Genomic DNA, 12,500 nt, shown 5'->3' with positions numbered 1-12,500 from the left:
GTCAAATATTTGCTTTACATGTTCATCTTCAAGAGAGTAGAATACAATCTTTCCTTCTCTTCTGCTCTTTACTAGTTCAGCCTGCTTTAAGACTCTTAGCTGATGTGAAATTGCTGATTGGGTCATATTTAATAAGAATGCAATATCGCAAACGCACATCTCTGATTCATCTAATGCCCAGAGTATCTTAATTCTTGTTGAATCTCCAAAAACTTTAAATAGTTCTGCTAGATCATATAGAGTTTCTTCTTGAGGCATTTTTTCTCGCACTTTATTTACAATTTCCTCATGTATTACATCACAGTCGCATCTTTCAATTGGTTGAATTTTTTTTGCCATATTTATATCACCTCCTTATCATTCAATTGAACACTTGAATAAGCTTTCATATATATTATAAACCTCAATTCTCCGTTTGTCAATAAAAACATATGAGTAATTGTTCAAGTGTGTTTATTTATTAGATTATCCCCAAGTATAAATAGAAAAGAACCGCCCATCAAGAAGTATTTCTCCTCAATCGGCGGTCAGGTTCATTTTAAATTAATACATCAATCTCTACTCCAGACTTAAACTCAACGGTCAGCTTATTATCAAATACCGTAACTTTTTCAATAAGCCGCCTTACCAGTTGCTCATCATATTCCTCCAGCTCATAGGACTGTTCATTCAAGAAGTCTGTCATTTCAGCTATTCGCTGCTTCTTCCTTCACGCTCTGCATTTTTAACCAGCGCATTTTGCTTCTGCTCCCGCAATCGGTAATCCAATTATGTCTCCTGTAGTTATTTATAATAGTATAAGTACTCTTCCCCTACTGGCGGCTATCTTAATACGAGCTTATAGGTTTACTTCTATTTCTAACCCTGACTTAAACTCTACCACTAGCCTGTCATTATATACAGTTGCCTTTTCAATTAGTTTTCTAACCAGTTTATCATCAAATTCCGTAATACCACCGGTTTGCATATTAAGGAAGTCCGTCATCTCAGCGATCCGATCCCGCTTATCTTGACGGAGAGCGTTTCTTGAAAGGGTTTCTTGCCTTAAGTCCCGTAAGCGGTAAATCTCATTGACAATATTATCATATGCTTCCTTTGAATTTGCCAATTGGATCAACTCGGCTTGAAGCTCTTCCAGCCTTTTATCAATATCTGCCGTACTCTCGTCCAAATCCTCGTTTAATACGGTTTCAATATTCTTTTTCAGTATGGCCAGGAAAGAGTTTTTCCCGCTGACGGCTATATTGATAGCTTCTACAATCTTCTCTTTGAGAGTATCTTCAAGTATAGTGGAAGCGGTACAAAACAAACCGGTGTTTTCCAATCTGCTGACGCATCTCCAAACGATGGATTTTTTCCCTCGGTTATTCCAATGAACCCTGCGGAATACTTCATGACACTTGCCGCAGAACACCATTTGGGATAAGGGATGATTATTGCTGTAGTTTCTCTTCTTTCCGTTCTTACTTATATGCACACATCTTCTGCGGACAAGCTCTTCCTGAACCTGCATATAAATTTCACGCGGAATTATGGGCTCATGGCTGTTTTCTACATAGTATTGAGGAACTATACCGTTATTGGCCACCCTTTTCTTTGATAAAAAATCTACCGTATAAGTTTTCTGCAACAGCGCATCACCGATATATTTTTCATTTCTCAAAATCTTATTGATGGTGCTGGTATGCCATCTGGGATTGCCTGCACCCGTCAGAATTCCGTCAGCCTCCAAACCCCTAGCTATCTGTAGCATACTGGAACCTTCAAGATATTCTCTGTAAATGCGTTTGACGATCTCAGCTTCTTCAGGTACGATAACTAAATTGCCATCCTTATCCTTTGTATAGCCAAGAAACCGGTTGTGATTGATATGGATTTTTCCTTGCTGATATCGGTATTGAATACCCAGTTTTACATTCTGGCTTAACGATTGGCTTTCTTGCTGTGCCAAAGATGCCATAATGGTCAACAGGATTTCTCCTTTGGAATCCAATGTGTTTATATTTTCCTTTTCAAAGTAAACCGGAATATTTTTTTCTTTAAGCTGCCTTATGTACTTTAGGCAGTCCAGCGTATTTCTTGCAAACCGGCTGATAGATTTCGTAATTATCATATCGATTTTGCCCTGCATACATTCTTCTATCATCCGGTTAAATTCTTCACGCTTTTTTGTGTTGGTTCCGGTAATACCTTCATCTGCAAATATACCGGCTAACTCCCATTCTGGATTGCTTTTGATGTAGTTTGTGTAGTGCTCAATTTGCGCTTCATAACTGGTTGCCTGCTCCTCGCTGTCCGTAGAAACACGGCAGTAAGCTGCTACCCGAAGCTTAGGCAATTCCTCGGCCTTTGCACTATTCCCGATTCGCTTACGGGCAGGAATTACCGTAACATTCCTGGTTGTCATCTAAAATCACCTCGCTCTTAATAAGACTATAAGCATACTCTGCCTGCTGAAATGGATCATCGTATAGATTATCTGGCATTGAAGCATGAAACTTAAAATTCAGGTATTTCTTTTCATTTCCTTTATGTTCATAAATCCTGCCAAGCGCCTCAGCTCGCCTGCGTCTTTCCAGTTGTGCTTTTTCGAATGTGTCCTTGCTGATAATTGGCGGATAAAATTTGTCCTCAACATACCGTTTATCTGAAAGCATTCTTGCAACAGATGTGTGGTAGCGCTTAATACCTGCTTTTTGTGCCGCTTCGCTTAAAGAAAGCCCGGAAAGATAAGCCTCAAATAGTTTCTCAATCTTAACTGCTTCCTCTTCATTAATTACAGCCCTACCGTTTTGAATGATATATCCAAAAGGTATATGGCTCATCATCTCACCATCCTTTCCCTCAGGTTCAATCCACATTTCATTTTGAAACCTATTTCCTCCTGCGAAAACACAATGATTTCTTCAATAAAGTTCTCAAATATTTCACAATCAAATTTATCAATCTGCTTTTCAGCTTTCATTGCGAATTTAAGAAGTTTCTCGACTTCAACAAGAGCAGTCATTCCCCCATTAATTGCGCGGTTTATGGCTTCTTTTTGTTCTTTTAACAAGGCTGCTTCTTTGCTCAGCTCATTTTTCTGTGAATTAAAAAGAGCGGGTTCCAGGTATCCTTTGGCCATAAGTCCCATAATCACCTGTACCCGCTCTGTATTTTCTTTTATTTTAGTTTCCAGCTCCTGAATCTTAGTTATGTTATCTGAGTAATTTGTTTTCTTTAAGCTTTGCAGCAATGGCCTTAGAATGAACTTATGTCCGAAAATAAGCTTATTCATCATAACAACAAAAGCCTGATGGATCCCATCCTCTCTGACAAATTTCATTGAACAAGCCGAAGCGTCTTTTATATGCTTTGTGCAGCACCAGGCAATGTATTTATGATTACCACTGCCATGAATTCGACGCTTAAAACTGCTGCCACATTCTGCGCATTTGATTTTCCCCGAGAAAGGGTAGCGGTTTTGATATTTACTGCTTCCCTTGATTACGCCTTTTTCTTTACCTCTTTGCTTTAATATCTCTTGGGCGGCTTCAAATTCCTCATGGGATATAATGGCTTCATGATGATCCTTTATCATGTATTGATCCTTTTCACCACGATTATAATGCCGCTTAAAATTCTCATCTGTATATGTTTTTTGCAGAAGGACATCCCCGGTATATTTTTCATTGCTAAGGATACCGCGGATAGTGGTCGCTGTCCAGTGTGAACCTCTCTTTGTTGGGATTTTATCCAAATTTAACCCATCTGCAATTTTCTGTGTGCCTTTACCAGCCAAAGCCTCGGAAAAAATCCGCTTTATGATTTCAGCCTGTTCTTTATTGATAAATAGCTTTCCATCCACATAATCGTAACCATAGGGAGGATACGAAATTTTGTATGTTCCGTTTTGGAACCTACGTCTGATAGACCACTTACTATTTTCTGCAATGGATAATGACTCGTTTTCTGCAAGACTGCCCAAAATTGTCAGCACCAATTCGCCTTCCATGCGCTGTGTGTTTATATTCTCTTTCTCGAAATAGATGAAAACACCGAGATCGGTAAGTTTTCGCACCATTTCAATACAGTCGGTTGTGTTTCTGGCAAATCTGCTGACCGACTTGGTTATAATAAAGTCAATTTTCTTGTTTTCACAATCTGCAAGCAGCCTTAAAAGTTCAGTTCGGTTTTCCTTTTTTGTGCCTGATATGCCTTCGTCATAGTAAATCCCTGCAAATTCCCAATCCGGGTTTGCTTTTATATAGGATTCATAATGGTCTTTTTGTGCTTCCAGGCTTGCCATTTGCTCATCGCTGTCGGTTGAAACCCTGCAATAAGCCGCTACCCTCACCTTTGGCTTGAAAGCTTGGAGAGCATTGCTTCCATCAATCCTCGTTACCTTTCTCACTGTTTTCACCTCCTTTGGGCATGTGACATGTTACCTCTGTGTGCCGCTAATAGCAAGCTAATTAGGCCATAAGCTGTGCGTACATCGGCGAGAAAGTTTTAAGATTTAACTTGTCGATTTTGTCGAATTCTTCCTCTGAAATCAGTCCCGCTTTAAGCATCTTTTGCAGGATTTTATATGCCCGCCAGTAATCAACCTCTCTTTGAATTTCCTCCTGTGTTATCTTTGTATTGTTCGTTTCCTGCGGGTTATATGGTAAATGATTAGCCCCCTCTATCATTCAAGCACCTCCTATAAAAACTTAGGACAGCCTTGATTGACTGTCCTTTATCGTTATTTAGGCAATTTCAGAACTTGTCCGGGGTAAATAGTATCTGAAGTCAGGCCATTGAGTTTCTTAATCTCCGGATATCTTGTTCCTCTACCGAGTTCTTTTTCCGCTATTCTCCATAAGGTATCGCCTTTTTGCACTGTATAGGTTCTATTGCTCTTGTTATCAGGAATGCTGTTTACAATTACAAGGTTTTCTTTTGCTACCCAAGTGTTTATGCCTGCAATTTCTTGACCGCCGGATTTCTTAACCTTTTTGCCAAGTAAAACACACTCTTTGCCGCCTTTTATGACCGGCTTGCCTTTGTATAAAGTCTGTGTGACCCTGTGGTAATAGTCATTTTTGACCCACGTTGGAACTTCCACACTGCCGGGGTAGTAATTCTTTACACTGACCTTAAACTCCACCATATCTCCAATTCCAATATCAGTATTGATATCTGTACTGTTCTCCAGCGCTTTTTTTACTGCTTTACGGAAAGTGTCCATATTCTCCCCATGCTTGAGAAACCAGTGCATCACATCAGCATGGTTGCTGGCAATACCGAGCTTATATCCTTCGGAGTGGCAGATGATGTCATTCTCATTAAGACCGTACTTCTTGCAGAGCATAACGCAGAGTTCAACAGCATTCTGCCACGCTTTACGGAAATAATCTTCCTGCTTTGCTGTATCATAACCCACCATTACCGACCCGGATTTATACGAAAACCCAGCAGGCTCACAGATTTCAAAGCCAATATGGGTATTGTTGGCTGCTCCTCCCGCATGCCACCCGCGATGATCCCAAGGCAGGTATTGCCAAACCTCTTTATCGTCTACAAAAGCGTGAACACATACCTGCCTATTTATTTCGCCGGCCTTGTAAGATTTGTTCCAACGGGAAAACCACTCAGCCGCCATTACGCCCGGCACAGCCGTCGAATGTACCATGATTCCTTTAGGCGTGATTTTCCGACCTGCCGTATAGCAGTCGTTTCGCGTCATGTACTTTGTAAAAAGCTTCATTTCTTCTCATCCTCCTCAATTGAGCGGCCATGCAGTTGTTCCAGCGCGTTCTTCAGCTTTTCAGGAATGGGCAGTCCTATATGTGCTGCATTTTCCAGTATTGAAATGCCCTCGTTGCTCAAGTAAAAGAAGATGACCGCTGTCCGGATTGCCCCGCCGCTTACGAGCACCTGGCTGTCGATGATGTGTCCCACACCCACCAGCACAAAAATAAGCACCTTCTTGAAGATGCCCTTGACTCCGACTTCACTTGAAAGCTTTCTGTCTATAATGGCACACATCACGCCGGTCACATAGTCAATGGCCACAAAAGCGACGAGAGCATATAAAAATCCATCCAGCCCTCCAAGAAACCAGCCAAGAAATCCGCCAATAGCAGTAAAAACCGCCTGCCCCCAGTTCCATACTGTTTTCATTGTCTTAACCCTCCGTTCAACTTGAGTTTTGCATATAAAAAAACGCCCTGCCTTATAGCAAAGCGCTGAATTAATAAAACATCTAAACTATATTTGCTTCGGAAGCGCTTCCCACAGTCGCATATCCTCCTGTCCAAGCGACCAGATGGCTATGCCTCGCAGTTTCCACCGATAAGCCGCTTCATTTGCCCAGTAAACAAGGCTGTCTACATCCTGATAATACAGAATAGAAAAACCATCCGCATCTCCGAGGAAGAGACGGGATATCCAGATATTGATGTCTTTCGGTATAATCTTTACTTTATAGTCATTACCGCAAGAAAGCGCCAAAAGTTGTGAGTGGAAAAAGTCATAGTCCATCGAAATGTCCTCACTGCGAGTTACCGATTCCTCCACATCGCTATTTACTGAAAACACCTGAAATTCATCATCCCACGTGACACCAGTGCGAGCAAGCCTGCCAAAGCCGGTTATAGTTCCATCCGGAAGCTCCACATCAAAACACTCGTATGGTTCATATACCCACGCATCGCCCAGCCGCAACAGCTACATCTGTTCAAGACCTTGAAAGAAATCGAGGAAGAATTTAAGGTCGTACAGAAAGTACCTTATAAGTTTTCCTATCGGTTCGAGGACGATTCTGGTAAGCAATCTAAGATGATGATCGAGGATTGGGAAATCGGTATGCTGTATTGGAATTGTCTGAAGAGAGCAAATAAAGACGAAGCTGTGGCAATCGCAAAGGTCAAGGAAAAATGCTTCGATTGGTTCTTGACACGGGATTTGTACTTCTTCCTAGGAACAACAAAGCAGTTTCACAATGTATCTCCTAACCCGTTCATTATTATCGGTGTCTACTACCCACCGAGATAAGTTACCGTAAAAACCGCTTTACCAATTTTACGGTGGCAAAGTAGTATCTCTGCAAAATGCTTTCCTTTCGATGCGATTTACTCTGACGGTAAAACAGTTATTGTCCTTAGTGGGGAAGCCAAGACATCTTTGGTTGCTGCAATCCAAGAAAATTTTAAGAGCCATTCCTTGCAAGTCGGCAAAATTCAGAAAAATTCTACTCATTCCCCGGGGATGCTGGAGGTCTTTAAGAACAACAAGGATGTTTTGAACATACGGGTTCGCTCATTGACATTAGGTGCCTTGTGCTTGCTGGTAATTTTAATGAAGTTACAATACAAGGTGTAAATTTTTATGGGATATAGACTCGCCAAGTATTAAGGCTGAAGTTGAGTGCTTGTGAAGTGTAGGTAAATTCCTGGGTTGAGTGCCTATCACCTACTCAAGCCAATTAAATAGCATGAGCGGTTAGGGGAATTCTGCTGTAGAATAAAGAGAATAGTAAAGTGCAATCCGAAGGAAGGCTTATGAGGATAATTTCTGTTAAAATTTCAAATTACAGGAACATCGACGGCATATCCGTCTGCTTCAACCCGGACTGTAATTATATTGTTGGTGAAAACAATTTGGGCAAAAGTAACTTCTTATCTCTTCTTGACACTGTATGCAGTGGCAAGGGGTTTGAAGAAGCGGATTTTGCCAACTACGAAAGTCGAACTGGACATCAAATTGCTTCCCTACGAGCAGGGTTTTTTTGACGACAACTTCTGTTCAAATGATGCTTCCTTGCTGAAAATTCGTTATCTTCAGACCATCAAGGAAGCATATCCAACAATCGTTAACGAAGACTCAAACGAGAGCATACCGAAGCCGCTGATCAAAAAAATCAACTTTCTGAAGTACGAGACCACGTCTGTCCCAAGTAGAGAATTACGCCTTGATTCGCAAAAGGTAGCAGGACTTCTCATAAATGGAATCATCGAGCGATTTATTTCCGATAGTGTTCCAACATTTCTGAATGATGAGAAAGTGAATAAGCTGACGGATTTTATCAACAGTCATCTAGGCAAAATCCGCAGCTTCCACGACTACTTCATCAAGGCAACCATTGCCCCAAATCCAACAGAAATGCTGATGAGCCTTTTCTATCTCTCTGATGGTGATAGGAAAATTGAGTCGACAGGAAGCGGTGTCCAGTATCTGGCGATGGCTTCGATAAACATACTGCGCCAGATAATGGAGTTATACAGAAGTAAGTCCACTCCGTTTGAGGAACACCTATATAGCGACGACAAAGGCAAAAAACTGATGCCACTCGTATTGTCGATTGACGAACCAGAAGTCCACCTTCACCTGTACTTACAACGGTCGCTCATCGGCTACTACAAGAGAATTCTGCAGAATCAAGATGCTGAATTCACCGAGCTTTTGAAGAGTTGCTTTGGTATAGATGGCATAGACGGACAGTTAATTATCGTCACACACTCAACGGACGCATTGCTTGGGGATTACCGTAACCTTATACGTTTTTACAAGGAAGGTGATAAAACGGCGGTAGTCAGCTGTGGAGCGAACTGAGCAAAGTAAAAGCTTAAGTCTAAAACACTGATAAACAAAGGAGAAGGAAGGCATGTAGTGACACTTTTGAAAAACAGAGAAAGCAAAAAACGCCTTTTTGCTATTATTCATGCCTGTTTTAGAATTCTTACGTTTTTGTAACTGTCAAACTCAGGAAAATCATCGGTACAAACCTGTGTGGCGAAGATGGAAGAAGAGGATATCTCTACCATCTTGCGGTTGATAAGAAGTATAGAAGAAATGGGATAGGGAAAGAATTGGTAAACTTGGTTTTAAACAGTTTAAAAGAAAAAAGTATTATAAAATGTCATTTATTTGTTTATTGTGAAAACGAAATTGGCAAGACATTTTGGGAAAAAACAGGGTGGTACAAACGTGATGAGTTGTTGATTTATTCAAAAGATATTAAATAAATCAAGGATTACTATTGATCGCAGGTTTTCTCAAAAATAAACTATTTGCCTTTTCGGCCATGAGTATCATAAGAAAGGTTAATATGGTTAAATATATGGGGTATAACCTTATATTGAAATATTCTTGCAAAAATCCGAACAAAGGTGGCATAAGAGTTATTCCAAGATATGCAGAAGCCATCTGTACCCCTATAATTGAATGTGAAACATTCTTACCAAAATTAGTTGGTGTTGAATGTATCAAACTTGGATATATCGGTGCACAACCTAAACCCATGAGGATAAGGCCTATAAATGCCGTATAATTGCTAAAAGGAAGAATCAATAGTAACAACCCTAGAATGATGATCCCTTGTCCCAAACGTATCATATTTTTATTATTCATTTTGAATGTTATAAATCCAGATATAAACCTTCCTATTGTAATTCCGAAATAAAATGAAGCAGCCCATTTGGCTGCTATTTCAGCAGCTATACCTCTATTTAGAACTAAATAGCTTGCCGCCCACAAACCAGTGGTTGCCTCTAAAGCACAATAAGAGAAAAAAGCGATCATAATAGACATTGCCCCAGGTAAGGCAATAACCTCTTTTAAAGAATAATTTTTGTATCCTTCTTCTTTGGTTTTGTTATCTGTTTTTTTCTCTTTCCATAGCGGCAAAGTAAGAAAAAGTACAGAGGTTAAAGCGATCTGAATTAACGAAATAGTAAAATATCCTGAATTCCATTTAAAACCGGTAGTCAACAATATCCCCATAATATATGGGCCAAGTGTGGCTCCAACTCCCCAAAAGCAATGTAACCAGTTCATATGTCTAGCTTTGTAATGCAGGGCGACAAAGTTGTTAAGTGCTGCATCAACACTTCCTGCACCTAAACCGTAAGGTATCCCCCACAGACACAAATGCCAAAAAGAAGTTGATATAGAAAAACCAAACAACGCTATAGCAGTCATTCCAACGCTTATGGAGGTCAATTTCCCAGTACCAAATTTATGAATAAACTTACCGCTGAACAAAGTTGAAAAAATAGTTCCTCCAGAGATGATCATGGCTATAATTCCTGCATACGATACTGGCACGTGTAATGCTTCATACATGCTTGGCCAGGCTGACCCTAAAAGAGCATCTGGCAATCCGAGACTGATGAATGAAATATAGATAATCACTAGTAAAATAGAATACATATTAAAATCTCTCCGTTGATTTAAATTAGAATAAGTTCGAATGGTAGTGTAGGTATTTTTGGTGATTGATTAGATTTACAGATTTAATCCTAATTTTGAAAATACTTTTTGCTAAAACGCATTCCTTAAAAACACAAAAATGAATATACATCCCCAGACATTTCCTGAGATTTCTCTCACCATTAGCATACCATAAATAATGATAATTACAGATAACAATTGGCCCTTATGTGTGACAATTGGTATCCAAATCATTTTTAGTAGCTTATGTCTTTTGGACCAGCAAGTATCTATAGATCTTTGCTTTGTCCGAAAACTCTTTCAAACACATTGACAAAATTTGATATGATGTATATAATAGTATCATATCAAATAATTTTGATATGAGGTGATATCTTGGCAACTGTTTATGATGAACAGGCAAAGGTATTTAAAGCGTTTTGCGATGAAACACGTCTGCGAATACTCCAGCTACTTCGCACCGGTGAAAAGTGTGCATGTGTTTTGCAAGAACAGCTGAACTTGGGGCAGTCGGGACTTTCCTACCACATGAAAATTCTGGTTGAATCAGGCGTTGTGGAGAGCAGGAAGGAGGGGAAATGGACGTACTACACAATTAGTGAAAAAGGTAGTGCCTATGCGGCTACTTTGCTTAAAAGGCTGACAACTCCTAAAGCGATTGCTAAAGAAAGCAATTGCTGCAAAAACAAGCCATCTAATAAGAATTTTAAAACGGAAAAACACATCAAAATTATTTGATATTGACGTTATTTTATTGAAAGTGGCGCATGCACAGTTTGGATGGAGAAGTTATCTCTTATACCAAGATCTTAGAAGTCGAAGAGGTCCTATAGATTTTGCAAAAAATCCAATAGAATTTGAAGGGTGGTTATATGAAAAAAAGCGAAAATACAGGGATCAGTTTTTTTGAAAAATATCTCACGGTGTGGGTTATCTTGTGCATGATTGCAGGTGTACTGATTGGTAGATTCCTCCCTGGAATTCCTGCGTTTCTAGGACGCTTCGAGTATGCCAATGTATCCATTCCGATTGCCATACTCATCTGGCTCATGATCTATCCCATGATGCTGAAGGTCGATTTTCAAAGCATTAAAAACGTGGGCAAAAATCCAAAAGGGCTGTTTGTAACATGGGTGACGAACTGGCTCATCAAGCCTTTCACGATGTTCGGAATTGCCTGGTTGTTTTTCTTTGTGATTTTCAAAGCACTTATCCCTGCGGAGCTAGCTAAGGAGTATCTGGCAGGGGCCATACTTTTGGGAGCTGCACCTTGTACTGCAATGGTGTTCGTATGGAGCCATTTGACAAATGGCAATGCAGCATATACTGTTGTGCAGGTTGCAACTAATGATTTGATTATCCTTGTTGCTTTCACTCCGATCGTAGCATTTCTGCTTGGTGTAGGAGGAGTATCTATTCCATGGGACACCTTGATTCTGTCGGTAATTTTGTTCGTTGTCATTCCACTTGTAGGCGGAGTAATAACTAGGAACTATATAATCCGCAAGCATGGTCTGGAATATCTTCAGAACCAATTTATTCCGAAGTTTGGAAATGTCACAACCATTGGACTTCTTTTAACATTAGTCATCATTTTTTCATTCCAGGGCGATGTTATTCTCAACAACCCTCTACACATAATTTTGATTGCAATACCCCTGATCATACAGACATTCCTTGTTTTTTTCATTGCTTATTTTTCAAGTAAGGCATTAAAGCTGCCGCATGATATTGCAGCACCAGCCAGTATGATCGGTGCGTCAAATTTCTTTGAACTTGCTGTTGCTGTTGCAATCTCTCTTTTCGGTACACAAAGTCCTGCCGCTCTTGCTACCATAGTTGGTGTTCTAACTGAGGTACCTGTTATGTTGATGCTCGTAAAGATTGCAAATAATACAAAAGAATGGTTCAAGTATGCATAAACCAAAGGTTGATTTATATAGTTTCATAACTCTTATAAGAGATATTAGATTACCGAAAGGGAAGTTATCTATTGATTAAAGAAATCAATCTCTATCAGATTACTCTCTGAATCAGCAATATAAGAAGTTGGTTGCCTCCCAAAGGACGGTAGCTGGTTCACAAATTGCATCAAATAAAATCATGTTTTTTGAGCTAAAGTTTTTCCTTGAGTTTGGCAATTACAAAATGGCCGGCATTTTAAAGCAATCATGCATGAATTTGTGCGCCGGCATGTGCGAGCGATGAAAGTCTGCTGTGGCCCACCTCTGGGGTGTTAGCTGTTTAGTTCCATATCGAATACCTACATTTTTTTCCTTGTCTCCCGTGTTAGATCATAATTA

Annotated in this window: 12 protein-coding genes and 3 pseudogenes (1 of these 15 running past the window's edge); 5 read left to right on the top strand and 10 right to left on the bottom strand. The window is 40.0% G+C overall.

The genetic code is table 11. The annotated features are described in order from the left end of the window. The 9 genes and pseudogenes from X925_RS04535 to X925_RS04495 form a co-directional block, all read right to left on the bottom strand. Positions 1-339 carry the 5' portion of a metalloregulator ArsR/SmtB family transcription factor gene (locus X925_RS04535; protein ID WP_005584884.1) on the bottom strand. The gene continues 36 nt to the left of window position 1, outside the view, so 339 of the gene's 375 nt are visible here — the first part of the coding sequence; its start codon is at positions 337-339; its stop codon lies off the left edge, out of view. 199 nt (positions 340-538) lie between these two features. Next, positions 539-762: pseudogene (locus tag X925_RS10605) on the bottom strand (recombinase family protein); the annotation flags it as partial. A gap of 76 nt (positions 763-838) precedes the next feature. Then, the gene (locus tag X925_RS04525; protein ID WP_121959257.1) at positions 839-2,407 is read right to left on the bottom strand and encodes a recombinase family protein; all 1,569 of its coding nucleotides are present in this window, start codon (positions 2,405-2,407) and stop codon (positions 839-841) included. Continuing rightward, the gene (locus X925_RS04520; protein ID WP_121959256.1) at positions 2,370-2,861 is read right to left on the bottom strand and encodes a recombinase family protein; all 492 of its coding nucleotides are present in this window, start codon (positions 2,859-2,861) and stop codon (positions 2,370-2,372) included. The genes X925_RS04525 and X925_RS04520 overlap by 38 nt, the downstream gene beginning before the upstream one ends. Continuing rightward, positions 2,825-4,393, bottom strand: a complete 1,569-nt coding sequence (locus X925_RS04515) for a recombinase family protein (protein WP_121959255.1) — start codon at positions 4,391-4,393, stop codon at positions 2,825-2,827. Before X925_RS04515 ends, X925_RS04520 begins: the two co-directional genes overlap by 37 nt. 61 nt (positions 4,394-4,454) lie before the next feature. Continuing rightward, complete coding sequence (locus X925_RS04510) at positions 4,455-4,673, bottom strand: SHOCT domain-containing protein (RefSeq protein ID WP_013782347.1); 219 nt, start codon at positions 4,671-4,673, stop codon at positions 4,455-4,457. 53 nt (positions 4,674-4,726) lie between these two features. After that, positions 4,727-5,731 (bottom strand): N-acetylmuramoyl-L-alanine amidase, encoded by a 1,005-nt coding sequence (locus X925_RS10555; protein ID WP_121959254.1) that lies wholly within the window; start codon positions 5,729-5,731, stop codon positions 4,727-4,729. Further along, positions 5,728-6,147 carry a holin family protein gene (locus tag X925_RS04500; RefSeq protein WP_121959253.1) on the bottom strand — a complete coding sequence of 140 codons (420 nt, stop codon included), beginning with the start codon at positions 6,145-6,147 and terminating at the stop codon, positions 5,728-5,730. The genes X925_RS10555 and X925_RS04500 overlap by 4 nt, the downstream gene beginning before the upstream one ends. 87 nt (positions 6,148-6,234) lie before the next feature. Beyond that, a pseudogene (locus X925_RS04495) lies at positions 6,235-6,693 on the bottom strand (glycosyl hydrolase); the annotation flags it as partial. Between the two features lie 833 nt (positions 6,694-7,526). Between X925_RS04495 and X925_RS04485 the strand changes: the two are divergent. The 3 genes and pseudogenes from X925_RS04485 to X925_RS04475 form a co-directional block, all read left to right on the top strand. Continuing rightward, positions 7,527-7,757 (top strand): AAA family ATPase, encoded by a 231-nt coding sequence (locus tag X925_RS04485; protein WP_146026685.1) that lies wholly within the window; start codon positions 7,527-7,529, stop codon positions 7,755-7,757. Beyond that, entirely contained in the window at positions 7,696-8,577 is an 882-nt protein-coding gene (locus X925_RS04480) for an AAA family ATPase (protein ID WP_041534021.1), read from the top strand. Before X925_RS04485 ends, X925_RS04480 begins: the two co-directional genes overlap by 62 nt. A 137-nt stretch (positions 8,578-8,714) precedes the next feature. Beyond that, positions 8,715-8,990, top strand: a pseudogene (locus X925_RS04475) (GNAT family N-acetyltransferase); the annotation flags it as partial. A gap of 1 nt (position 8,991) precedes the next feature. Here the strand turns inward: X925_RS04475 and X925_RS04470 are convergent. After that, positions 8,992-10,176, bottom strand: a complete 1,185-nt coding sequence (locus tag X925_RS04470; RefSeq protein WP_121959252.1) for a sugar MFS transporter — start codon at positions 10,174-10,176, stop codon at positions 8,992-8,994. A gap of 396 nt (positions 10,177-10,572) precedes the next feature. Here X925_RS04470 and X925_RS04465 point away from each other — a divergent pair, with 396 nt between their 5' ends. Both X925_RS04465 and arsB read left to right on the top strand, forming a co-directional pair. Continuing rightward, positions 10,573-10,935, top strand: a complete 363-nt coding sequence (locus X925_RS04465) for a helix-turn-helix transcriptional regulator (protein ID WP_103898152.1) — start codon at positions 10,573-10,575, stop codon at positions 10,933-10,935. Positions 10,936-11,069: 134 nt separating this feature from the next. Then, on the top strand, positions 11,070-12,119 hold the full coding sequence (gene arsB, locus X925_RS04460; RefSeq protein ID WP_121959251.1) for an ACR3 family arsenite efflux transporter: 1,050 nt from the start codon (positions 11,070-11,072) through the stop codon (positions 12,117-12,119). Positions 12,120-12,500 lie beyond the last annotated feature (381 nt).

Source organism: Petrotoga sp. 9T1HF07.CasAA.8.2 (genome assembly GCF_002895585.1).
GTDB classification, from domain to species: Bacteria; Thermotogota; Thermotogae; order Petrotogales; family Petrotogaceae; genus Petrotoga; species Petrotoga mobilis.
The sequence above is the reverse complement of the archived record's forward strand: the minus strand, read 5'-3'. Positions and strand labels throughout refer to the sequence as shown.